Origin of the sequence: Luteimonas salinilitoris, assembly GCF_041300785.1 — a bacterium.
Lineage (GTDB): Bacteria > Pseudomonadota > Gammaproteobacteria > Xanthomonadales > Xanthomonadaceae > Luteimonas > Luteimonas salinilitoris.
In genome coordinates this window covers 574926-598506 of record NZ_JBFWIB010000002.1, presented here as the reverse complement: position 1 = coordinate 598506, position 23581 = coordinate 574926, and the positions used below count along the sequence as shown (strand labels likewise).

The following is a 23581-nucleotide window of genomic DNA, read 5'->3' as shown; positions in this document are numbered from 1 at the left end:
GCCCGCCGACTTCACGACAGGCGGAAGTCCGGCGTCCGGATACACGCCGCAGGAAAGTCCGGGCATTTGCCAACAGCGCGCGATCCCGCTCACCGTTGGCAGCGCGGGCAGAAGTACAGGCGGCGGCCGCCGGCCTCGCTGCGGCGGATGGGGGTGCCGCAGTGCTCGCAGGGAAGTCCCTCGCGGTCGAACACGCGGAAGCGGAACGCGTCGGGCGTGTCGGTCAGGTAGTCGGCGCGCATGCCCGCGGCCGGTTCGATGCCGCGCGCGCGGTAGCTGCGCGCCGGCACCGCCAGCAGCGCATGCGCCAGTCGCTGCCGTTCGCCGGCATCGAGGTCTGCCGGCCTGCGCGAGGCATCGATGCCGGCCTCGAACAGCACTTCCGAGCGCAGGTAATTGCCCATGCCGGCCAGGAACCGCTGGTCGAGCAGCAGCGCCGCCAGCCGGCGGCCGGCGAAGCGCGGGTCCTGCAGGCGGCTTTCCACCTCGCCTGCGTCGAGCTTCGGGTCGAGCACGTCCGGGCCGAGCCGGGCCAGGAACAGATGCTCGGCGAGCGCATCGGTCCTCCACATCGCCACGTCCGACGCCGAGTACAGCAGGATCGCGCGTTCCGCGGTCTCCAGCGCCACCCGCAGCGAGCGAGAGGTGTCCGGGCGCTCCCCGGCTGCGGCCACGCGCCACACGCCGTACAGCTGGTTGTGCGAGTACAGCGTCCAGCCATGGTCGAAATGGATCAACAGCGCCTTGCCGCGCGGCGCGACCGCCTCGACGGTGCGTCCGCGCAGGGTGCGTTCGTGACGCTTGAGCGCCGGAAAGGCGAACCAGGCCGAGGCCAGCACGCGTCCCGCAATCGCCTTGGCGAGGCGGTCGGCGGTGCGGCGGATTTCCGGGCCTTCAGGCATGGAGAGCCGGGAATGGGGAATCGGGAATCGGGAATGGGAAGCCGGGACGGCGAGCGCCCTGGCAGGCGCTCCTACTGCTTTTCAATGCCCGGATGGCGCAAGTCATCCCGCCACATTCGCCGCGAGCCGTTGCCTTTTCGATTCCCCATTCCCGATTCCCCATTCCCGGCCCTTCAAATCGACTGCATCCGCCCGCCGTCGACCGCCAGGCTGACGCCGTTGACGTAGGCGGCCGCGGGCGAGCAGAGGAAGGCGATCACGCCGCCGGTCTCCTCGGGGCGGGCGAAGCGCCCGGCGGGCACCGCGGTGCGCATCGCTGCGCGCACGGCTTCCTCGTCGCGGTCCTCCCTGCCGGCGCGGTCGCGCACGATCTGCTCGATGCGGCCGGTCTCGGTGAAGCCGGGCAGCACGTTGTTGACGGTGATGCCCTCGGCCGCCAGTTCGCGCGACAGCGTCTTGGCCCAGCTCGCCACCGCGCCGCGCACGGTGTTGGACACGCCGAGCCCGGGGATCGGTTCGCGCACCGAGGTCGAGATCACGTTGACGATGCGGCCCCAGTGCGCCGCGCGCATGCCCGGCAGCAGCGCCTGCACCAGGACCTGGTTGGCGATCAGGTGGCGGCGGAAGGCATCGAGGTAGGCCTCGGCATCGGCGGCATGCGCCGAACCGCCGGCCGGACCGCCGCTGTTGTTGACCAGGATCTGCACCGGCCGTTCGACGGCGAGCGCCTCGACCCGTTCCCGCAGCGCCTGCGTCTGCGACACGTCCGCCGCGATCCAGTCGTGGCGCTGGGCATCCTTGCGGGGCAGGGCGGCGGCCACCGCCTGCAGCGCCTCGGGGCGCCTGGACAGCACGGTGACGTCGGCGCCGAGCAGGGCGAGCTCGTGCGCGGCGGCGCGGCCGATGCCTTCGGAGGCGCCGCAGACGAGGGCGTGCTTGCCGCTGAGGTCGAGGTCCATTGGCCGGCTCCGTGCGTGTGGGTCAGGATTCGTTGGCGCGCATCAGCGCGGCGACCGCCTGCGCGCCGTCCTCGTCGCGCGCCTCGAGCGTCGCCGCGACGGCGTTCCGGTTCTCTGCAGGATGATTCTGGCTGAGCTTGAACTTCAGTTCGACCCGCTCGGGAACGAAGCGGAAGCCGACGATGCCGCGCAGTTGGCTGCGAAAGCGCGGTTCCTGCGGATCGAAGCGCCAGTCGCCGCCGGTCCGCGCCTCGTGGTGGTCGCTGAGGCGCAGGACCAGGTCGGCCAGCGCATCGCCGTCGTCGTAGCGCTCCAGGCTGCCGTGGAGGTGGGCGGTCGCGTAGTTCCAGGTCGGCACCCGCGCCGCGGGCTCCTTGTCCGGATACGAGCCCGCCGACACGTACGCGTGCGGCCCGTGCACGATCAACAGCGCATGCGCGCCATGGCCGGCCTGCGGGTTGGGCCGGGCCCAGTGCCCCTCGATCAGGATGTCGTCGCCGCTGCGCCGGTACAGCACCGGCAGCTGTGAGGCGAACGGCGCGCCCTGCGCGTCGCTGGTGACCAGGGTGACGAAGGGATCCTCGGCGACCAGCCGGTCCAGCCGGGTCAGGTCGTTTTCGGCGAAGGCGCGTGGCGTGTACATGCCCCGGCGCCTCAGGTGCGGCCGCCGAGCTTGCGCACCATCTGTGCGCGCAGCGCCTCGTCCGACTCCGCGCGCGGCGGCGACAGCTCTTCCAGCGAGAATCCGCGCGCCAGGGCATCGTCCTCGTCGAGGCCGTCGTAGCCGGCGAACTCGGCGTCCAGCAACGCGGCGCGGGCGCTGTCCTCGGTGTCGTAGGCGAGGGTGTTGCCGTCGCTGTCGAAGACCTCGGCGGTGCCACCCGCGCATACGCGCAGGCGCGCCCAGATCACGGTGCGGCCGAGCGTGGCCAGCCACCATTCCTCGTAGGCCATGGGTGATGCCGGGTCGCGGGTCCCGTTCATGCCAGCGACCACAGCCACAGCAGCCCGGCCATCCCGAGCGCCGCCAGCACCGTCATCAATGCGATCCGCGCCGGCGTCGCCAGCCCGGTGAACTGGCGGTCGCGCGATTCGCGATAGCCACCGGAGAGCAGCCAGCCCAGGGCGGAGGGTTTGAGGAAGGCGCCTTCGCCCAGCCGCGCGCGCAACTGTGGATCGCGCTCGCGCAGGTGTACCAGCGACAGCGGCCAGAAGATCACGAAGGCGCAGGCGCCGCCGATGGCGATGCCGACGAAGCACAGGGCGAGGAACAGGGTCATGGGAATACGAGGAACGAGTGGAGAGGAACGAGGAACGAGTGTGAAGCCACGAGCCACGCGCCGCGACGGCGCCGTCGGCGCCCTCCGCTTTTCTCTCGTTTCTCGTTCCTCTCCACTCGTTCCTCGCTTCTAGAATTCGGCATGGCCCGGCGCCCGCGGATAGGGAATGGCATCGCGGATGTTGGACAGCCCGCACACGTACACCACCAGGCGCTCGAAGCCGAGTCCGAAGCCGGCGTGCGGCACCGTGCCGTAGCGGCGGAAGTCGCGGTACCAGCCATAGTGCTCGGGATCGAGCCCGAACTGCGCCATGCGCGTATCGAGCACCTCCAGCCGCTCCTCGCGCTGGGCACCGCCGATGATCTCGCCGATGCCCGGCGCCAGCACGTCCATCGCGGCGACGGTGCGGCCGTCGTCGTTCAGGCGCATGTAGAAGGCCTTGATGTGTTCGGGGTAGTCGGTCACCACCACCGGGCGGCCGACGTGCTGCTCGGTCAGCCAGCGCTCGTGCTCGGTCTGCAGGTCCAGGCCCCATTCGACCGGGAACTCGAACTTGTGCCCGGACCTGCGCAACAGGTCGACCGCATCGCCGTAGTCGATGCGCTCGAACGGCGCGTTGACGAACGCCTCCAGCCGGGTGATGGCGTCCTTCTGCACGCGCTCGGCGATGAACGCCATGTCGTCGCCGCGCTCGTCCAGCACCGCGCGGAACAGGTACTTGAGGAAGTCCTCGGCGACGCGCGCGTTCTCGGCCAGGTCGGCGAAGGCGATCTCCGGCTCCACCATCCAGAACTCGGCCAGGTGGCGGGTGGTGTTGCTGTTCTCGGCGCGGAAGGTCGGGCCGAAGGTGTAGACCTTGCTCAGCGCCAGGCAGTAGCCCTCGACGTTGAGCTGGCCGGACACCGTGAGGAACGCCTCGCGGCCGAAGAAGTCGCGGGAGAAGTCGACCGCGCCGTCCTCGCCGCGCGGCAGGTTGGCCAGGTCCAGCGTGGAGACGCGGAACATCTGCCCGGCGCCTTCGGCGTCGGAAGTGGTGATGATCGGGGTGCCGATCCAGTAGTAGCCCTGCGCGTGGAAATAGCGGTGCACCGCCTGCGCCAGGCAATGGCGGATGCGGGTGACCGCGCCGAACAGGTTGGTGCGCGGGCGCAGGTGCGCGACCTCGCGCAGGAACTCCAGCGAATGCGCCTTGGGCTGGATCGGATAGGTCTCGGGATCGTCGACCCAGCCCACCACCTCGACCGCCTCGGCCTGGATCTCGAAGCTCTGGCCCTTGCCCTGCGAGCGCACCAGGGTGCCGCGGGCGATCACCGCGCAGCCTGCGGTCAGGCGCTTGATCTCGGACTCGTAGTTGTCCAGGGCATCGGCGGCGACCACCTGAATCGGCGCGAAGCAGGAGCCGTCGCTGACGTTCACGAAGCTCAGCCCCGCCTTGGAGTCGCGCCGGGTGCGGACCCACCCGCGGACCGTTACCTCGCCGCCCTCGGGGATCTTGCCTGCGAGCGCCTGTGCCACGCTGACCGTCGTCATGCCTTGAATTCCGGGTTCGATGAACAGATCTGTGAGCCGTGCAGTCTACCGAAGTCACGGCTGACTGCCTGCGGCACGCAGCGTTCATGCGGCGTGACCGTGCGCCGGCACGACGGAGTAGAATCGACACATGGCCATCCATCTCGCCCCCGCCGCACTGGAACGCGTGAAGAGCTTCCTCGCCGCCTCGCCCCAGGCCCTGGGCCTGCGCTTCGGCGTCGAGCGCACCGGCTGCTCCGGCTGGGGCTACGTGGTCGACCTGGCGCACGAGGAGCGCCCCGGCGACCAGGTCAGCGAACAGGACGGCGTGCGCATCTACGTCGACGCCGACAGCCTGCCCCTGGTCGACGGCACCGAGATCGACTTCGCCCGCCAGGGCCTGAACCAGCAGTTCCAGTTCCGCAATCCCAACATGGCCGCCGAGTGCGGCTGCGGCGAGAGCTTCACCACCGCCGCCGCCTGAGCCCACGCCCCGCGTCGGCATTCGCCGCCGATCCCGCAGGGTAAGGCTGGCCGGCAGCCGGGCGGCTTGTCCGCAAGTCCTTGATCCTTCATAATACGCGGCTCGCTGCGGCCCAGCTGTCGCGAGCCCTTGCTCCACCGCGCCCGTTCTTGGTCGTCGGGGAGCTGTCCGATCCGGCCGGGCGACGCCCGGCGATCGATAACCGAAAGGAAAACCACATGCGTCATTACGAAATCGTGTTCGTGGTCCATCCGGACCAGAGCGAGCAGGTGTCGGCGATGATCGAGCGCTATACCGCGCTGGTCGAAGGCGGCAACGGCAAGATCCACCGCCTCGAGGACTGGGGCCGCCGCCAGCTCGCCTATCCGATCAACAACCTGGTCAAGGCCCACTACGTGATGCTCAACATCGAGGCCGGCCAGGCCGTGCTCGATGAGCTCGTCGGCACCTTCCGCTTCAACGACGCGATCCTGCGCCACCTGGTGATCCGCCGCGACGAGCCGATCACCGAGCAGTCGCTGATCATGAAGAACAAGGACGAGAAGAGCGACAAGCCGGAGCGCGGGGAGCGTGGCGAACGCCGCCGTCGCGACGACGACGACGCCGGCAGCGACAAAGAGAAGCCCGACCAGGCCGAGAAGGCCGACGACACCGCCGAAGCCGCCTGACCACGCCTTTTAGGAGCAGCGCCCCTATGTCCAAGTTCTTTCGCCGCCGCAAGTTCTGCAAGTTCACCGCCGAGGGCGTCAAGGAGATCGACTACAAGGATCTCAACACCCTGCGCCAGAACCTGACCGAGAACGGCAAGATCGTTCCCAGCCGGATCACCGGCACCAAGTCGCGCTACCAGCGCCAGCTCGCCACCGCGGTCAAGCGCGCGCGCTTCCTGGCCCTGATCCCGTATACCGACAACCACAACGTCTAGGAACGAGTGGCGCTTGCGCGCCTTGGAGGAACGAGAAACGAGTAGTAGAGCGCTTTTTCTCTCGTTGCTCGTTCCTCTTCACTCGTTCCTCGGCTCTTCCCGTCCGTTCGGACAGCTGAAAGTTGCGGCGCCTCGGCGCGTCGCTAACGAACAAGGAGCACACCCATGGAACTGATCCTGCTGCAGAAAGTCACCAATCTCGGCAATCTCGGCGACAAGGTCACCGTGAAGCCGGGCTACGGCCGCAACTACCTCGTGCCGCAGGGCAAGGCGGTGCGGGCGACCGACGCCAACCTGGCCGAGTTCGAGGCCAAGCGCGCCGAGTACGAAGCCAAGGCCAAGATCGCCCATGACGATGCCAGCGGCCGCCTGGCCAAGCTGGAAGGCGCCAGCATTGCGGTCAAGGTCAACGCCTCGAGCGAGGGCAAGCTGTACGGCTCGGTCGGGCCGCGCGACATCGCCGAGGCGCTGACGGCGCAGACCGGCGTCGAGGTCGGCAAGTCGGAAGTGGTGATGAGCGAGGGCCCGTTCCGCCACGTCGGCGAGTACGAGGTCGTCGTGCATCTGTACGCCGACGTCGAGACCACGGTCAAGGTCGCGATCGAGCCGGAAGCCGCGGTCGTCTGACCTTTCGGACTCTCGATCCCGGGTCGATCCGGCGATCGATCCGAGAAGGGGCGCCGCGAGGCGCCTCTTTTCGTTGGTGCCGATGTTGCGTCGCAGCGTATGCGACCGGTTGCGGGGAAAGTTATGCACAACATTTCCCAAGACTTGTCTGCAACCTCCGCGGTGCGAGCGCGCGTACGATGGCCGACCCGATCCGACAATCGAACCGGACGCTGATCGCGTTCGGCGCCTACGCAAGCCAGGAGCCGCAACCCGCCATGTCAGCACGCCCCCGCTTCGGCCCGGAACCGCGCAGCAGCGACAGCCGCATCGAGCAATTGCGCGTCCCGCCGCAGTCGGTGGAGGCCGAACAGGCGGTGCTCGGCGGGCTGATGCTCTCGCCCGAGGCCTTCGACCGCATCGCCGACATGCTGGTCGACAACGATTTCTACCGTCGCGACCACCAGCTGATCTATCGCGCGATCCGCGAACTGGCGGAGAAGAACAAGCCCTACGACGCGGTGACCCTGGGCGAGTGGTTCGAGTCGCAGGGCCTCGCCGGGGAGGTCGCCGGCGGCGCCTATCTGGTCGAACTCGCCAGCACCACGGCCTCGGCGGCCAACATCAAGGCCTATGCCGAGATCGTGCGCGACAAGGCGGTGCTGCGGCAGCTGATCGACGTCGGCACCGACATCGTCAACGACGGGTTCCAGCCCGAGGGCCGCGACAGCCAGGAACTGCTCGCCAGCGCCGAGCAGGCGGTGTTCGCCATCGCCGAGGCCGGCGCCCGCGGCCGCACCGACTTCACCCCGGTCAACAGGGCGATGGCCGAGGCGTTCGACGTACTGCAGACGCGCTACGCCAACGGCGGCGGCATCACCGGGCTGCCGACCGGCTACGACGAGTTCGACCAGATGACCGCCGGCCTGCAGCCGACCGACCTGCTGATCCTGGCCGCGCGCCCGGCGATGGGCAAGACCACGTTCGCGCTCAACATCGCCGAATACGCCGCGCTCAAGACCAAGAAGGCGGTGGCGGTGTTCTCGATGGAAATGTCGGCCAGCCAGCTGGCGCTGCGCCTGATCTCGTCCAATGGCCGCATCAATGCCACCCGGCTGCGCACCGGCCAGCTCGAGGACGAGGACTGGAGCCGGGTGACCAGCGCGATCCGCATGATCAAGGACACCCGGATCTTCATCGACGACACCCCGGCCTTGTCGCCGGAGGTGCTGCGCGCCAAGGCGCGACGGCTCAAGCGCGAGCACGACCTCGGCCTGATCGTGATCGACTACCTGCAGCTGATGGCGGTGCCGGGCAACAGCGAGAACCGCGCCACCGAGATCTCCGAGATCTCGCGTTCGCTCAAGGGCCTGGCCAAGGAACTCAACGTACCGGTGATGGCGCTGTCGCAGCTCAACCGCTCGCTGGAATCGCGGACCGACAAGCGTCCGGTGATGGCCGACCTGCGCGAATCGGGCGCCATCGAGCAGGACGCCGACGTGATCATCTTCATCTACCGCGACGAGTACTACAACAAGGAAAGCTCGCCGGACAAGGGCCTGGCCGAGATCATCATCGGCAAGCAGCGCAACGGCCCGACCGGCTCGTTCAAGCTCAAGTTCTTCGGCGAATACACCCGCTTCGACAACTTGGCGCACGATTCGGTCGGCAGTTTCGAATGATCGCGGCCGAAGCGCTTTTGGCCACGGATCAACGCGGATGAACGCGGATAAGGCTGCTTAGCCAAGCCCTTCCATGACCGCTGCCGCAGCGTCGAGTCGCATCGGCGCAGGAATTCCACGGCCCGGTCATCCGCACCCTACAATCCCGCGAATGGCCCGAGCCACGACCGCCACCATCCACCTCGACGCGCTGCGCCATAACCTCGGCGTGATCCGACGCTTGGCACCGCACAGCCGGGTGATGGCGGTGGTCAAGGCCGACGGCTACGGCCATGGGCTGGAGCGGGCGGCACGTGCGTTGCGCGACGCGGATGCATTCGGCGTCGCGGCCCTGTCCGACGTGGAGCGGATCCGCGCACTCGGCCTGTCGCAGCCGGTGCTGCTGCTGTCCGGATTCGATGCACCGGAGGATCTGGCGCAACTGCGGCGGCTGCCGGCCGAGGCGGTGATCCACCACTTTGACCAGATCGAGATGCTCGCGCAGGCGGAGCCCGGCCCGCCGATCCGCTGTTGGCTCAAGGTCGACACCGGCATGCACCGGCTCGGCTTCGCGCCGAGTTCGGTGCGCGCGGTGCACGCCCGCCTGTGCGAGTTGCCGAACGTTGCCGACGGCATCGCGCTGATGAGCCATTTCGCCAGCTCCGACGAGTTCGCCGACGGCGGCGCGGTCGACGGCGCGCAGACCCGGACGCAGCTGCGGGTGTTTGCCGAGGCGACCGCAGGGCTGCCGGGGCCGCGCTCGCTGGCCAACTCCGCCGGCGTGCTCGGATGGCCCGATGCCCATGCGGACTGGGTGCGCCCGGGCGGCGCGCTGTACGGGATCTCCGTGGTGGCCGGCCGGCCGGGCCGGGATTTCGGCCTGCGTCCGGCGATGACCCTGTCGACGCGGCTGATCGCCGTCAATCGCATCGCACGGGGCGAACGCATCGGCTATTCCGGCACCTGGGAATGCCCGGAGGACATGCCGGTCGGCGTGGCCGCGATCGGCTACGGCGACGGCTATCCACGCCACGCCCCCTCGGGGACGCCGGTCCTGGTCAACGGCCGTCCGGCGCAGACCGTGGGCCGGGTGTCGATGGACCTGACGGCGATCGACCTGCGCGGACAGCCCGACGCACGGCCCGGCGATCCGGTGCTGCTCTGGGGCGATGGCCTGCCGGTGGAAACGGTGGCCGAGGCGGCCGGCACCATCGGCTACCAGCCGGTCTGCTCGATCACCGGCCGGGTCCGCTTCGTCGAGGACTAGGGCCGTGCCCGCTCGCCGCGGCCGCGGCGTGCCGCTAATCTGGCGCTTCCACCCGGGAGCCCGCCATGGACGTCCATGCGATCCGCGCTTGCCGTTTCGCCGGAACCGGCCGGAGGGCGGGTCCGCGTCGCGGCGGGAAGATGCCCGTGCACGGCCGCCGGCATCGGGAACGCCGCTGATGCGCATCGCCCTGGTGTGGTTTCGCGACGACCTGCGCCTGGACGATCACCCGGCGCTGCGCGCTGCGACCGAGGCCGGCTACCTGCCGCTCCCGGTCTACATCCACGCGCCGGAAGAGGAGGGAGGCTGGGCGCCGGGCGCCGCCTCGGAGGCCTGGCGGCACCGCTCGCTGCGCGCGCTCGACGCCATGCTGCGCGCGCGCCGGTCGCGGCTGCGGATCTTTCGCGGCCCGAGCCTGCAGACCCTGCAGTCGCTGCTCGCCGCCACCGATGCCGAGGCGGTGTTCTGGAACCGCCGCTACGAGCCCGCCATCGAACAGCGCGACGCCGCGATCAAGCGCGCGCTGCGCCGGCAGGGCGCGCGTGCCGAGAGCTTCAACGGGGCGCTGCTGTTCGAGCCGTGGCAGCTGGCGACGCGCCGGGGCGATCCCTACCGGGCGTTCGCCCCGTTCTGGACGTCGGCGCGGGCGGCTTGGCGCGAACCGGCGCCGTGGGACGCGCCGGGCGGGTTCGACGCGTTGCCGGACGAGGACGCGATCCCGCACGGCCTGGCGCTGGATGCGCTGCGCCTGGCGCCGGCGCGCGGCTGGGACGACGGGTTCTGGGAGCGCTTCGTCCCCGGCGAACGCGGCGCCCGCGACGCGCTGTCGGCCTTCGTCGAGGGCGCGCTGCACGGCTACCGCGACACCCGCGACGTTCCCGCCGCGCGCGGCACCTCGCGGCTGTCGCCGCACCTGCACTTCGGCGAGGTCTCGGTGGCGCGCGTGGCCGCGACGGTGCGCGCGAGCGTCGATGCGCCGCCGGCCGATGTCGAGCGCTTCCTCGGCGAACTGGGCTGGCGCGAGTTCTCCTATCACCTGCTGCACCATTTCCCGCAGACCGTCGACACCAGCCTCGATCCGCGCTTCGACGACTTTCCCTGGGCGCCGCCCGCGCCGGCCAGGCTGCGGGCCTGGCGGCGCGGCGCCACCGGCGTGCCGATCGTCGACGCCGGCATGCGCCAGCTCCGCAGCACCGGCTGGATGCACAACCGCGTCCGCATGATCGTCGCCAGCTATCTCACCAAGCACCTGCGGATGCACTGGCTGCACGGCGCGCGCTGGTTCTGGGCGGCCCTGGTGGACGCCGACCTGGCCAGCAACACCCTGGGCTGGCAATGGATCGCCGGCACCGGCGCCGACGCGGCGCCGTACTTCCGCATCTTCAATCCGGTGGTCCAGGCGCGCAGGTTCGATCCCGATGGCGCCTACGTCGCGCGCTGGCTGCCCGAGCTGGCGGCATTGCCGCCGCCGCTGCGGTTCGCGCCGTGGGAGGATCCCGCCGCGCTCCGACGTGCGGCGCCGGCGTACCCGCGCAGGCCGCTGGTCGACCCGGCGGCGGGACGCGCGGCCGCGCTCGAGGCGTATGCGAAGGTGCGAGGGCCGCGCCGGGCGCGCGCTTCCGGGTTCGATTGACGCTCTTCTCGGCCGCGTGCTTCACTCGCCGCCAGTCCGAGGGAGGAGCGGATGGCCGCCCAGCAACCGCGCAGACGCCCGCGCCGGGAACCGATGTCGCGGGTCGACACCGCCTGGCTGCGGATGGAGAAGCCGACCAACCCGATGATGATCACCGGGGTGCTGATGTTCGCCGAGCCGATGTCGCTGGAGCGGCTGCGGGACCTGGTGGAGCAGCGTTTCCTCGCCTACACGCGCTTCCGGCAGAAGCCGGTGGACGCGCCTACCGGCGCCGCCTGGCAGGATGATACGGGCTTCGACATCGACCGGCACGTGCAGCCGGCGGCATTGCCCGGGCGCGGCGACAAGCGCGCGCTCGAGCGCTTCGTCAGCCGGCTGGGATCATCGCCGCTCGACAAGGATCGGCCGCTCTGGCAGTTCCATCTGGTCGAACGCTACCGCGGCGGCTCGGCGCTGGTCGCGCGCGTGCACCACTGCTACGCCGACGGCATGGCGCTGGTGCAGGTGCTGCTGTCGCTCACCGACACGGTGCGCGATCCCGACGCCGGTCGCGACCTGGCGCGCGACTGGCTCAAGCAGGACGGCGCCGAGGTCGCGCGCCGCGTCGGTGCGGTGGCGCGCTACCGCAAGCTCGGCGGCAGGGTGATCGAGAAGGGCATGGAGATGTACCGCGATCCCGGCCTCGCCGCGATGCTGGCGAAGGAGGGCGGCGAGATCGCGCGCGAGCTGCTGGTCGCCCTGGCGCTGCCCGACGATCCGCCCTCGCTGCTGCGTGGACCGCTGGGCGTCAGCAAGCGCGTGGCCTGGGCCGAGCCGTTGGACCTGGAGGAGGTGAAGGCGGTCGGCCGTGCCTGCGAGTGCACCGTCAACGACGTGCTGATGGCCGCGGCTGCGGGCGCGCTGCGCGACTACATGCGCGAGCGCGGCGAGCCGGTCGACGGCATGACCCTGCGCGCCACGGTGCCGGTCAACCTGCGCCCCCTGGAGCACGCGAAGAAGCTCGGCAACCACTTCGGGCTGGTCTTCCTCGATCTGCCGGTCGGCGAGCCGAACCCGGTGCGGCGGCTGGAGCGAGTGGCGCAGTGCATGAATCAGTTGAAGAGTTCAAGGCAAGCCATTGTTGCATATGGACTACTCGCGGCCTTGGGCATGACACCTCAAGCAGTACAGGAGGTCGCGCTGGCGCTGCTCAGCCGCAAGGCCACCGCCGTCGCGACCAATGTGCCCGGCCCGCAGCAGCCGCTTTACCTGGCCGGCTGCACCCTGCGCGAGATGATGTTCTGGGTGCCGCAGACCGGTTCCATCGGCATCGGCATCTCGATCCTCAGTTACAACGGCCGGGTGCATTTCGGGCTGATCGCCGATGCGCGGCTGATCCCGGATCCGGATGCGGTGATCCGCCGTTTTGGCCCGGAGTTCGAGAAGCTGCTGTACCTGGCGCTGATGGGCGACTGGAGCGCCGCGCTCGACGCGGCTGCGGCCGAGGGGCTGGTGGTCGACGAGCCCCGGGCCCCGCAAGCAGGCGCATCCCCGGGAATTGCCGGCTGAATGGGGACTATCCGATGGCGGCCGTTGCGGCTCCCGTCACCCTGCTGAGACCCCCGGCGTGGTTAGCATGGTGGCCTGTTCACCCAGCCGGACCGTCCGGCGTCATTCTAAGGAGAGCCACCATGCGCAAGTTCGCCAATCCCGGTCTCGCCGCCGCAATCGCCGGTGCGCTGCTGATGAGCGGTTGCGCCAGCTATACCGGCCAGACCGGCGATCCCAACGATCCCAACCGCACCCGGACCGGCGCGCTGGTCGGCGCAGGCATCGGTGCGGTGGCCGGATTGCTCAGCGGTGGCGATGCCACCGAGCGTCGCCAGCGTGCCCTGGTCGGTGCCGGTGCGGGAGCGCTCGCGGGAGGCGCCGTCGGTGCCTACCAGGACCGTCAGGAAGCCGATCTGCGCCGGCAGATGGCCGGCACCGGCGTCGATGTCGTCCGCCAGGGCGACAACATCACCCTGAACATGCCGGGCAGCATCACCTTCGGCTTCGACCAGTCCAACATCCAGTCGCAGTTCTATCCGGTGCTGGACAACGTCGCCAACACGCTGCGCCAGTACGACCAGACGATCATCGAGATCGCCGGCCATACCGACAGCGTCGGCAGCGACAGCTACAACCAGCAGCTGTCGGAGCGCCGCGCGCAGGCGGTGGCCGGGTACCTGGGAACCAAGGGCATCGCGCAGCAGCGCATGATCACCGTCGGCGCCGGCAAGACGCGTCCGATCGCCGACAACAGCACCGAGGCCGGCCGCGCGCAGAACCGCCGCGTCGAGATCACCCTGGTGCCGATCCAGGCCTGACCGCGCCAGGTAGCCCCTACCGTGGCGACGAAGTAGCACCGTCGCCACGGGCGGCATCCATTGAATAGCCGCGCCAGGCAGCTCCTACCGTGGCGACGAAGTAGCCCCGTCGCCACGGGCGGCATCTAGTGAATAGCCGGGCCTAGCAGCCGTTGCAACAAGGCCCGTTGTCATGTTGGTTTCGGAACAGATCTTCGGCTTCGGAACGAGCGGCGCCCGGGCCGGGGCATGCTCCCCGGCTCGGTCCGCCATCCATGGCGGACTCGCCGCCGCAGGCCCGTGCGGCTTCGCCGCCCGGTCCGGCCCGACGCAGCGCGCCGGGCGTTCGCACAGGCCGCGCGGCAGTGCCGCGCAAGCGGCCCGTGCTCACCCATGGCCTGCTATCCGCATACCCCGGCCCGGGCGCCGCACCGGTCATTCACTCCCGGATGCCCGGAGGCTCTCACACCGAAGCCATCGAACGTTGGAGCGGGAGACGTGCCGCGGGAATTGCGGAGAGCTGCACATGGGTGAGCCAGGACTGCTTGCGCGGACTGCCGCGCAGTCCTGGCGAACGCCCGGCGCGCTGCGCCGGGCCGGACCGGGCCGCGTAGCGGCACGGTGCAGCGGCCCTGAGTCCGGCCATGGATGGCCGGACCGAAGGGCGGAGTAGTTCCCGCGGCGCGGCTCACGCCCCGACGCGGCAGACCGGAGGCGTTCTTTGCGCCACGAAAGCCTGGATTCGCGGGCTTCGAACCAACAGCGCCCCCGGCCGGGACATGCTCCCCAACTTGCACGCCACACCGGCGATTCACGTCCGGATGCTCGGAGCTATTCCCGCTGGCTGGGATCTCAGTCCACCGCCTCCGCCACCGGCTGCGGATGCCCCGCCTTCGCGCGGCTGAGCAGGGCGTGCAGCATCTCGGTGGACAGGCCGTGCAGCACCAGGCGGAAGCCTGCGCGCAGCGTGGTCAGCGGTACCAGCGGGTGCTTGTTGTTGAGGAACACCAGGTAGTCCTGGCGCTGCAGCAGCGTCGCCGAATAGATGCCGATGATCTCGTCGAGCTGCAGCGAGTTGGTCGCGCGCCAGAAATCGTTGTCGGTCAGGAATAGCTGGTAGACCGGGGTGTAGACCTCGATCGCGGTCTGCAGGTCGATGAAGTTGCTCCAGCGGTCGGGCATGTCCTCCATGCGCAGGTCCGGCGGCTCGATCATCGAGAAGTCGAGCGATGCCGGCGGCTGGATCGGGTGCCCGCCGAGTTCGCGGTTGAGATGGATGATGAAGTTGAACAGGTTGAGGTCGTGCTGCAGGAATACGTCGTCGCGCAATGCGTCGATATCGGCCGGTTTCAACGGATGCGAGGGCAGCTCGCGGCCGGGCAGGGCGTTGCGGCCGATGAACGCCAGTATCTGCGAGCCGAGATGGAAGTGGCGCAGGATCAGCCAGTTCGCCTCCGGCCGCACGAACGTCTTCATGCCCCAGACGATCGTGCGGTGCAGCCACTTCGACGAGGTGAAGCCGCGCGGCAGCACGATCTTCAGCAGTTGGATCAGCACGATCGACAGCCGCGCCAGCGGCCGTACCACCGGCAGCACGAACTGGCGCGAGCGCGATGCGGCATCGGCCAGCCAGGCGCGCTTGACCTCGTCGGCCAGCGGGCCGCTGGCGTCGAGATACAACGCCAGCCACGGGTTCGGATCGCGCGGATCGTGCGGGGAGTCGAGCCAGTCTTCGGTCCTGCTCACGCGCGATCTCCTTCGACCCTTCGTCCCCGTAGAGCGGAGCTTGCTCCGCTGCGCGAGGCTCCGGAAGCCCGAGCAACGGAACAGGAGCAGCGGAGCAAGCTCCGCTCTACAAGGGGGCGCCGCGTCATCGGATCATCTCCAGCTGTCGCGCATACAGTACCGCGACATGGCGCGCGTCATCGAGGATCTCCTCGGCGACCGCGCGGCCGCCGATCTCCAGCACCGTTTCCAGCGTCCGCAGCCAGCGCTCGAGGTGCGCGACGTCGTTCTCGCCGTGGTAGGCGAGGAAGGTGAAGCTCTTGCCGAGCCAGCCGAGGCGTCGGCGCAGCAGCGGCAGCAGCGCCGGCACGATGCGCTGCCCGGTGCCCTCGATGATGTACATCGCGCCGAGCAGGCCCAGCGCGTCCGGCTGCGTCGCGCGTGCGTGCAGGTAGGCGTTGAGCGCCTCGCCGCCGGGGTTGCGCTGCAGCGCGTCGAGCGACACGACCCGGCCACCGGCGTTGCGATAGTCCTCGAACAGTACGTCGTAGTCGTACTGCTCGTCGTCGGCGTGGTGGTGCACGGTGCCGCGCAGTCCGGCGTACTTCGGCGTGAGGTGGTCCGCCGCCTTGCGCATCCACAGGCTGCCCTGGCGCACCTGCGGCACCCACTGCTCCATCCAGCCGACGTAGTCGGCCCTGGCGACGCTGCCGTCGAGGATCTTGCGCACCAGCGGAGTGCGCCAGACGCGGCTGCGGTACTCGTGCCAGACCAGCGCCAGCTCGCGCAGCAGGCGCGCGACCTCGGGCAACTGAGTGGACGGATCCGGATTGTGCGGCGGCTCGGGCAGCGCGACCGGCGGGGGCGTCTCGATCGCCTCCGGCATCGGCAGCGAACGCCCGGCGGGCGCGGCGACGTCGATGACCTCCAGCAGCGCGAACGCCACGGTGAAGCGTCCGGACTCGGGCACGAACAGCAGGACCTTCTCGCCGGCCTGCGGCTGCTTCTCGCGCAGGAAGTCGTCGAGCATAGTGAAGATCGAGGCCGAGCCGAGATTGCCGCGCACGGCGAGGTTGCTGTACCAGCGCGATTCCGGGATCTCCAGCTGCGCCAGTTCGAGGCACTGCTTCACCACAGGCGCGAAGCGCTGGGAGGAATAGTGGCAGAGGAAGTGATCGACCGTCGAAGGATCGATCGCGCCGCTCTGCGCCAGCTTTACGTACTCGTGCGTGGCCACGTCGAACAGCTGCGGCAGCAGGCGGATGTCCTGGCGCAGCAGCATCGCGCCGGCGGCGTCGGCTTCGCTGAAGGTCGGGTAGTCGCCCCAGTGGCGCCCGTCCGCCGACTGCCCGGCCTGCATGCACAGCGGCAGCTCGCCGGAGAAGGACTTCAGGTGCAGGTGCTGCAGTTTCAGCGCGAGGCCGGCGGCCGGCCGGGTGTTCGACAGCCGCCAGGCGCCGGCGCCGTCGGAGAGCATCCAGCGCAGGAAGTGCGCGTCGAAGTCGGCGTTGTAGCCCACCGGAGCGAAGCGCGAGCGCTTGAACAGCCGCGACGGGAATTCTGCGGTCGCCACCAGCGCGTCGCCGTACTGCCCGTGCTGCAGCGCCAGCGCGGCATGCTGCAGCGCCGAGACGCCCGAGGCGCAGACGCCGTGATGGCTGGCGGTGGCCATGGCCGGAGCGCCGAGTTCGGCCTGCACCATGTTGGCAAAGCCGGGCAGCAGCAGGTCGCCCGACGAGGTCGCCGCCGCCAGCAGCCCGATGCCGCGCAATGCGGCTTCCCGGTCCTCGCCCAGGCAGGCGCGCACCGCCGCTGCCGCCAGTCCGGCGCAGGAATGGGTGCTGTTGCCGTCCTCGTCGATGGCGTAGTGGCGGGTGAGGATGCCGTTCTCGCCGAGGATGCGCCGCTTCAGCCGCGGCGACAGCGCATTGATCGGCTCGATGTAGCGGTCGATCGCCTCGTTGTCGATCGCAGGACCCGGGTAATAGGCGCCGGTGGCGGTGATGTACACGTCGTCGAATCGCATGCGCCTGTCCCTGGTGAGTGCCGGTCTTTATACCGGTTCTCCAAGCCTCCCGCTGCGTTCGGAACGGCGATGAAGAGGCGTGCGGGGTCGTCGCGGCGGATGCTCAGGCCGCCGTCGTCGTCGCTAGCACGAAACTGACGCGCGTGCCCTGGCCTGCGTCGCTGGCGGCCTGGATGCGGCTGCCATGGAGGTCGAGGATCCGGTTGGCGATCAACAGGCCGAGTCCGCCGCCGCGCTGGATGGCCATCTGCCGCAGCGGCGAGCCGCGCACCAGCAGGCCGGGCAGGTGTTCGGCGGGAATGCCCTGGCCGGTGTCGCTGACGCAGATTTCCACGCCTTGCGCCCGCGCACCGGCTTCCAGGCGGATCTCGCCGTGCTCGGGCGTGTGGCGGATGGCGTTGTCCATCAGGTTGCTGACCACGCGCTCGATCATGCCGATGTCGGCACGCACCAGCAGCGATCCAGTCTCGACGTGCGTGTGCAGCTGCAGTGCCTTTTCCTGCGCGGTCAGGGCGTATTTCTGCGCGATGTCCTGCACCAGCTCGCCGATCGAGAACAGCTCGGGCTGGGGCAGGGTCTCCTCGCATTCCAGCCGCGCCAACTCGAACAGCTGCTGCGCCAGACGCGAGACCTTGTGGCTCTGGCGGACCGCGATGTCGAGGTACTGACGCTGCTCCTCGCGGCTGAGCGCGGGATCCATGCGCACCAGCGTTTCGAGATAGCCCTGCATCGAGGTCAACGGCGTGCGCAAGTCGTGGGAGACGTTGGCCACCAGTTCGCGGCGCAGTTCGTCCTGGCGCTGCAGCTCGTGCATCTGCGTCTGCAGGCGCGCCCGCATCGCCGCGAATGCGATGGACAGGCGGTCGATCTCGTCTCCGCCCGCCTTAGGGTCGGCGACCGGCATGGCGCCCTCGCCGGGCGTGCCGGCGAAGGCCTCGACTTCGCGGGTGACGCGTCGCAGGCGCCGCGTGATCAGCGCAAACGCGGTCAGGCCGGCAGCCAGGGCCACCAGCACGGCGAAGGCTGCGATCCACGCCGCGCTGCGCAACACGTAATCCCGCCACGCCGCGCCCACCATGTCGCGGTACATGTCGTTGAGCAGCACGATGTAGACGTAGCCGGTGATCGTGCCGCCGGCATCGCGGATGGGCGCTGCGCTGAAGATCTCGCGGCCCCGGTCGTGGCGCGGGTTGTCGCCGAGGACGGGCAGGGGCGCACCGGCCAGCAGCCTGCGCACCGGCGTCAGGTCGATGCGGTCGCGTTCCGGCGTGCCGATCTCCGGCGATGCGCGCAGCACGGCGCCGTCGGCGTCCAGCAGGTAGACCTCGATGTTGGGATTGACCGCCATCAGGTGGCTGAACAGCGCATCCGTGCGCGCGTGGCCGGCATCGCCACTGTCGAAGAGCGGCGGCTGCGCGGCGATATGTCCGGCCAGCGCCAGGTTGACCTGCTGCAGGATCTGGTGCTGGTGCCGCTTGGCCGCTCCGTAGCCGAACCAGCTGAGCAGCGCCCCGAGAACCAGCAGGATGGCCGCGAACGTCAGCGCCGCACGGGCATAGAGCGAACGTGGCATCAGCCTGCGCTTCCGTTCGCGTCGTCCGGCGACAGGAACTTGTAGCCCACGCCCCAGATGGTGCGGATGTAGCCGGGATTGGCAGGATCGTCCTCGATCTTGTTGCGCAGGCGGTTGATATGCGAGTTCACTGTGTGCTCGTAGCCGTCATGGGCATGCCCCCACACCTGGTCGAGCAGCTCATTGCGCTTGAACACGCGGCCGGCATTGCGAGCGAAGAAGGCGAGCAGGTCGAACTCCTTGCTGGTCAGCGTGACGGCCCGCCCGCCCAGGTGCACCTCGCGGGCGATCGGATCGATGCGCAGCCGCCCGTGGTGCAGCACGCCGGCGCGCGTGGCGGCCAGGTGCTCGGCCGCCTGCATGCGCCGCATCACCGCGTGCACGCGGGCGACGAGTTCGGCCATGGAGAAGGGCTTGGTCAAGTAGTCGTCGGCCCCCAGCTCCAGTCCGAGCACACGCTGGGTTTCGCTCGACTTAGCGCTGAGCACGATGATCGGCAGGTAGTCGGCGCCCTCGCGCAGCCGTCGGCAGACATCGAGGCCGTCCATGCCCGGCAGCATCAGGTCCAGCACCAGCAGCTGCGGACGCGCCTGCCGAACCTGGGCCAGGCCGTCCTCGCCGTTGTGGGCGACGTGTACGTCGAAGCCTTCCGCGCGCAGGTTGAGCACCAGCATCTGTGCGATGTCGTGGTCGTCCTCGATCACCAGGATGTGTCTCGGATCCTGCACCGGGCCTCCGTTGGGCGCTTTCGAGCGTCCTTGATCGTCCGATCCGGGCGCACTGTCAAGTCACATTTATTTGAACTTTCCGTGAGGACTTGGTGACCGGCCACGCCGGATCCTCGAACGACCCGTCCCCGGACGGGCATCCCCCCGTTTCCCCGTGGAGATCCCCGCATGAAACGCAGACAGTCCAATCCCGCCCGCCGCGCGCCCCGGTTCGCCGCGCTCGGCCTCACCGCTATCGCGCTCGCCGTACCGCTGGCGGTCGGCGCCACCTACTTCGGCCGCGCGGAAGGCGCGGTGTACTCGCTCAGCAATGCGCCGTCCGGAAACCGCGTGCTGATCTTCGATCGCATGTCCGACGGCAGCCTCGATCCGCGACGCAGCTTTCCCACCGGTGGCAACGGCACCGGCGGCGGCCTCGGCAACCAGGGCGCGCTGGCACTCAGCGATTCCGGCAACTGGCTGCTGGCCGTGAACCCGGGCAGCGACAGCATTTCGGTGTTTCTGGTGTTCGGCAACCACCTGCTGCGCACCGACGTCGAGTCCTCGCGCGGCATGCAGCCGGTCAGCGTGGCCATCGAGGACGATATCGTCTACGTGCTCAATGCCGGCAGCGACAACGTCCAGGGTTTCAGGTTGGCCGTCCACGGCAAACTGATACCGATTCCGGGTTCCCGCCGCACGCTGAGCGCCCGTGGCGCAGGCGCGGCCCAGGTGTCGTTCAACCGTGCCGGTGACCTGCTGGCCGTCACCGAGAAGGCGACCAACCGAGTGCTGACGTTCGCCGTGGACGGCGACGGCAAGCTCGGCGAAACCAACGTGCAGGATTCTCCGGCACCGACGCCGTTCGGCTTCGCCTTCGGCCGCCGCGACCAGATGCTGGTGTCCGAGGCCGCAGGGGGCGCGGCGGCCGCCAGCACGTTGACGTCCTGGCAGCTCCGCGCCGACGGCAGCGCCAGCCCGATCACCGCGGCGGTGCCCAGCCAGCAGACCGCGGCATGCTGGGTGGCGGTGACCCGCGACGGCCGTTACGCGTATGTCGCCAACACGGGCAGCAACAACCTGTCGACCTATGTGGTCGACGAAGATGGCGCGGCCAGCCTCGCCGACGCGATCGCGGCGCAGACGGGTGCCGGCAGCGCGCCGGCCGACCTGGCGCTCGATCGCGGCAGCCGTTTCCTGTACGCGCTCAACCCGGGCACCGGCAGCATCAGCGCGTTCCGCGTCGGGACCGACGGCGCATTGCAGCTGATCGAACACCAGGCGACCGGCGCTGCGGTCGGCGGCGCCACCGGCCTGGTGGCGCGCTGAAGCGGGAACGCGCCGGAGAGCATTTTTTGCCCGTCATCTCCGCCGGCGCCGGGGTGACGGGCGGCCTTTTCCGCTTCGGGCAACGGCGCGTGGCGTGTCGCTGGCACGGCGTCGCCACCGCGAACCGGCAGTTCTTGAACAATGCGGGTGTTACGTTGCCGGCTTCGAGCCTTTCGCGTATACGCAGCTCTCAGGCACGGACTTGACGTAATAGCGCTTGTAGTTGCTCGCGCTGCGGTCCATGCAGCCAGCAAGGTTGAGCAGCTCCACCTTGCGGAAGTCGATCGGATGCGATTCGCTCTGCAATGAGATGTAGCCGCCTTCGATCAGCTGCCCTTCGGGCTTGGCAGCCGGATCGAAATTCGACACGGCGCCGCCGCCGAACTGGGGCAATGCATACTCGAGCACTTCCTCGCCGTTGACGAAATGGGTGATCTGCCCGCTGCCCAGCACGAGCATCTCGGCGCGCACCCATTGATCGCCGTCGAATGTCTTCGAAGCGGAGCTCAGGCAATGTTCGGGATAGATCGAACCCTGATGGACGACCTCCGTTCCTGGGGTGCACAGGTTCATCGTCGAGCGCGCCTCGCCGTCGCCCAGGCCTCCGAGGAACTGCGCCTCGATGGAAATGGGAAAGTCCTGATCGCGTCCCATCGTGCGCGGATGCGGTGAATGCAGCATCGCGCCGCTGTTGCGCAAGGCCCAGTTCCCGGGGCCATGCGGCGCCTGCTCGCCGACGAAGCGGTATTCCACCACCAGGCGATAGTAGGAAAACGGATCCTGGTAGAAGAGGTGCCCGAACTTCCTGTCGAAGGACTCGTACCGGTCATAGCGCACCTTGAGCAGCCCGTCTTCGACACGAAACGTATCTCCGAAGTTGTCGCCGAGCGCGTGACCGGTGATCTTCGGCGTCCACCCGTCGAGATCACGGCCGTTGAACAGCGCGATCCATTCCTCCTTCTCGGCAGACTCATCGGCAGAGGTCTCCGCCGCGGTGCCGCCCGCGAACAGTGCGGCGAAAAGAATAACGCAGCAGCCGGATCGCGCGATGCGTGTGGAATTCGGAGTCATGCGTCAGTCCTCTTGTCACATACCGGCAATGTCCAAGAAGGGGAATGCGTTGAAACTGCAGTGCTTTCCCCGCGTCCTTTGCGGACTAATGGAGCTCGTTCAGACCTTACTGCCTTCCCCACATGATGGAGCGGCCACCGACGTGATAGCCGCGCACCCAGCCGAAAGGTTTCTTCTCGATGTAGGGATGATCGATATCGTTGACGAACCAGTGTTTGGTGGCTTGCGTGACCGCGTAGCCGGTGCGTGCCGCGACCGCCTGCTTCCTGAGATCCGCCTGCGTGGGGCGGCCGGCATAGGGCAGCTCCCAGAGCTTCTTGGTCGCCGTGGGGTATTCGCCATGCTTCACCATGCGCCCGCGATCCAGCACCAGGGTTTTCAATCCCTTCTCGGTCAGCTCTTTGGCGGCCCATCCACCGCTGATGCCGGTGCCGACCACGATTGCGTCAAAGGAACGATTGCCGACGGCCATGCCTACCCTTCCTCGAGCCCGATTGGATCGGGACTCTACAGCGAAAAGTCGGCCCTCGAGCCCGATTAGATCGAGACTCTACCGCGAAAAGCCGGTAACATCTGAAACGCTTGTCAAGGCGGACCTCGAACGATTCACGACGCGAATGCGTTGTTGCGCTGCAACAGCGTTCGTTGGTTCCAGTCCGGATATTTCCTGAGGGAGCGAAGGAACACCATGCTGACTCGACGTGCCTTTCTCCAATACGGCTCCCTTGCGCTCGCCGCAATGACCTCCCTGGGTGCCTTTGCCGCGAGACCGCGCCTCGGCCCCCTGGGCAAGCCGGTCGGGCTGCAGCTGTGGACGATCCGGGACGATGTCGCAAAGGACCTCCCGGCTGCCTTGAAGGCGGTCAGCGCGATCGGATACGGAGAAGTCGAGTTCGCAGGCGTGCCGAAGCGGCCCGCCGCCGAAGTGCGGGCCATGCTTCAGGACAACGGCCTGACCGCTCCCAGCATGCACTGCGGCATGGCCGATGCGCAGAAGGACCTGCAGCAGCGCATCGACTACGCAAGAGCGATCGGCGCGCGGTACATCGTGATCCCGTTTCCGTCGACGGCGGATTCGCGTTTCGAGGACGGCGGTGCGCTCGCGGCCGGCATGACCCTGGACGACTGGAAATGGAATGCCGAGCAGCTCAACCGGATAGGCGAGCTCACGCGCGAGGCGGGCATCACGTGTGGGTACCACAACCACAACATGGAGTTCCGCTCCTACGATGGCGTGGTGGCGTACGACGAACTGTTGCGGCTGACGGATGCGAAGCTGGTGACGATGCAGCTCGACATCGGCTGGGTCGTCGCCGCCGGCGCCGATCCGCTGCGGCTTCTCGCCCGCCACGCGGACCGGATTTCGTCCCTGCACGTCAAGGACGTGCGCAAGGACGCCAGGACGACAGTCGATCGCGTCGATACGCAGACCACCGAAGTCGGCAATGGCCGGGTGGACTGGCCGAAGCTGTTCGCCGCCATGGATCCGGAGCGGATCCGCCATTATTTCGTGGAGCAGGAGAATTTCGAGCGGCCGCCGCTGGAAAGCGCGAAGCTGAGTTTCGACTACCTGAATCGCCTGAAAGCGTGACGCGCC

General features: G+C 68.8%; 23 protein-coding genes. 11 read left to right on the top strand and 12 right to left on the bottom strand.

The annotated features are described in order from the left end of the window. Positions 1-89 precede the first annotated feature (89 nt). From nei to asnS, 6 genes are all read right to left on the bottom strand, one after another. Positions 90-902, bottom strand: a complete 813-nt coding sequence (nei, locus tag AB5T46_RS05955; protein ID WP_370562939.1) for an endonuclease VIII — start codon at positions 900-902, stop codon at positions 90-92. A 173-nt stretch (positions 903-1075) separates the two neighbouring features. Continuing rightward, positions 1076-1861, bottom strand: a complete 786-nt coding sequence (locus AB5T46_RS05950; protein WP_370562938.1) for an SDR family oxidoreductase — start codon at positions 1859-1861, stop codon at positions 1076-1078. Between the two features lie 22 nt (positions 1862-1883). Next, on the bottom strand, positions 1884-2504 hold the full coding sequence (locus AB5T46_RS05945) for an FMN-binding negative transcriptional regulator (protein ID WP_370562936.1): 621 nt from the start codon (positions 2502-2504) through the stop codon (positions 1884-1886). A gap of 11 nt (positions 2505-2515) precedes the next feature. After that, positions 2516-2845, bottom strand: coding sequence for a hypothetical protein (locus AB5T46_RS05940; protein WP_370562935.1), 330 nt, complete (start codon positions 2843-2845; stop codon positions 2516-2518). Next, entirely contained in the window at positions 2842-3141 is a 300-nt protein-coding gene (locus AB5T46_RS05935; RefSeq protein WP_370562934.1) for a hypothetical protein, read from the bottom strand. Before AB5T46_RS05935 ends, AB5T46_RS05940 begins: the two co-directional genes overlap by 4 nt. Before the next feature lie 129 nt (positions 3142-3270). After that, a complete protein-coding gene (gene asnS / locus AB5T46_RS05930) occupies positions 3271-4671 on the bottom strand; it encodes an asparagine--tRNA ligase (protein WP_370562933.1) in 1401 nt (466 codons plus the stop codon). A 130-nt stretch (positions 4672-4801) separates the two neighbouring features. Between asnS and AB5T46_RS05925 the strand changes: the two genes are divergently transcribed. The 9 genes from AB5T46_RS05925 (at position 4802) to AB5T46_RS05885 (ending at position 13574) form a co-directional block, all read left to right on the top strand. Beyond that, a complete protein-coding gene (locus AB5T46_RS05925; protein ID WP_370562931.1) occupies positions 4802-5134 on the top strand; it encodes a HesB/IscA family protein in 333 nt (110 codons plus the stop codon). Positions 5135-5352: 218 nt separating this feature from the next. Next, a complete protein-coding gene (gene rpsF / locus AB5T46_RS05920) occupies positions 5353-5802 on the top strand; it encodes a 30S ribosomal protein S6 (RefSeq protein ID WP_370562930.1) in 450 nt (149 codons plus the stop codon). Between the two features lie 26 nt (positions 5803-5828). Continuing rightward, the gene (rpsR, locus tag AB5T46_RS05915; protein WP_096208774.1) at positions 5829-6059 is read left to right on the top strand and encodes a 30S ribosomal protein S18; all 231 of its coding nucleotides are present in this window, start codon (positions 5829-5831) and stop codon (positions 6057-6059) included. Between the two features lie 165 nt (positions 6060-6224). Beyond that, on the top strand, positions 6225-6686 hold the full coding sequence (rplI, locus tag AB5T46_RS05910; protein WP_370562929.1) for a 50S ribosomal protein L9: 462 nt from the start codon (positions 6225-6227) through the stop codon (positions 6684-6686). Between the two features lie 257 nt (positions 6687-6943). After that, entirely contained in the window at positions 6944-8347 is a 1404-nt protein-coding gene (locus tag AB5T46_RS05905; protein WP_370562928.1) for a replicative DNA helicase, read from the top strand. A 151-nt stretch (positions 8348-8498) separates the two neighbouring features. Further along, on the top strand, positions 8499-9593 hold the full coding sequence (alr, locus tag AB5T46_RS05900) for an alanine racemase (protein WP_370562927.1): 1095 nt from the start codon (positions 8499-8501) through the stop codon (positions 9591-9593). Positions 9594-9771: 178 nt separating this feature from the next. Further along, entirely contained in the window at positions 9772-11226 is a 1455-nt protein-coding gene (locus tag AB5T46_RS05895) for a cryptochrome/photolyase family protein (RefSeq protein WP_370562926.1), read from the top strand. Positions 11227-11277: 51 nt separating this feature from the next. Further along, a complete protein-coding gene (locus AB5T46_RS05890; RefSeq protein ID WP_370562925.1) occupies positions 11278-12774 on the top strand; it encodes a WS/DGAT/MGAT family O-acyltransferase in 1497 nt (498 codons plus the stop codon). 122 nt (positions 12775-12896) lie between these two features. Further along, positions 12897-13574 (top strand): OmpA family protein, encoded by a 678-nt coding sequence (locus tag AB5T46_RS05885; protein ID WP_370562924.1) that lies wholly within the window; start codon positions 12897-12899, stop codon positions 13572-13574. Positions 13575-14405: 831 nt separating this feature from the next. On the opposite strand, the gene AB5T46_RS05880 is transcribed toward AB5T46_RS05885, so the two are convergent. From AB5T46_RS05880 to AB5T46_RS05865, 4 genes are all read right to left on the bottom strand, one after another. After that, positions 14406-15299, bottom strand: coding sequence for a DUF6999 family protein (locus AB5T46_RS05880; RefSeq protein WP_370562923.1), 894 nt, complete (start codon positions 15297-15299; stop codon positions 14406-14408). 124 nt (positions 15300-15423) lie between these two features. Beyond that, positions 15424-17304, bottom strand: a complete 1881-nt coding sequence (locus AB5T46_RS05875) for an iron-containing redox enzyme family protein (RefSeq protein WP_370562921.1) — start codon at positions 17302-17304, stop codon at positions 15424-15426. A gap of 103 nt (positions 17305-17407) precedes the next feature. Next, entirely contained in the window at positions 17408-18877 is a 1470-nt protein-coding gene (locus AB5T46_RS05870) for a sensor histidine kinase (protein WP_370562920.1), read from the bottom strand. Continuing rightward, on the bottom strand, positions 18877-19605 hold the full coding sequence (locus AB5T46_RS05865; RefSeq protein WP_370562919.1) for a response regulator transcription factor: 729 nt from the start codon (positions 19603-19605) through the stop codon (positions 18877-18879). The genes AB5T46_RS05870 and AB5T46_RS05865 overlap by 1 nt, the downstream gene beginning before the upstream one ends. 168 nt (positions 19606-19773) lie before the next feature. On the opposite strand from AB5T46_RS05865, the gene AB5T46_RS05860 reads away from it, so the two are divergent. Further along, positions 19774-20913, top strand: coding sequence for a lactonase family protein (locus AB5T46_RS05860; RefSeq protein ID WP_370562918.1), 1140 nt, complete (start codon positions 19774-19776; stop codon positions 20911-20913). Positions 20914-21063: 150 nt separating this feature from the next. Here the strand turns inward: AB5T46_RS05860 and AB5T46_RS05855 are convergent, their stop codons facing one another. Together AB5T46_RS05855 and AB5T46_RS05850 are read right to left on the bottom strand one after the other, a co-directional pair. Further along, the gene (locus AB5T46_RS05855) at positions 21064-21984 is read right to left on the bottom strand and encodes a 3-keto-disaccharide hydrolase (protein WP_370562917.1); all 921 of its coding nucleotides are present in this window, start codon (positions 21982-21984) and stop codon (positions 21064-21066) included. 106 nt (positions 21985-22090) lie between these two features. Further along, positions 22091-22456 carry a hypothetical protein gene (locus tag AB5T46_RS05850; protein ID WP_370562916.1) on the bottom strand — a complete coding sequence of 122 codons (366 nt, stop codon included), beginning with the start codon at positions 22454-22456 and terminating at the stop codon, positions 22091-22093. Between the two features lie 216 nt (positions 22457-22672). On the opposite strand from AB5T46_RS05850, the gene AB5T46_RS05845 reads away from it, so the two are divergent. After that, complete coding sequence (locus tag AB5T46_RS05845) at positions 22673-23575, top strand: sugar phosphate isomerase/epimerase family protein (RefSeq protein WP_370562915.1); 903 nt, start codon at positions 22673-22675, stop codon at positions 23573-23575. Positions 23576-23581 lie beyond the last annotated feature (6 nt).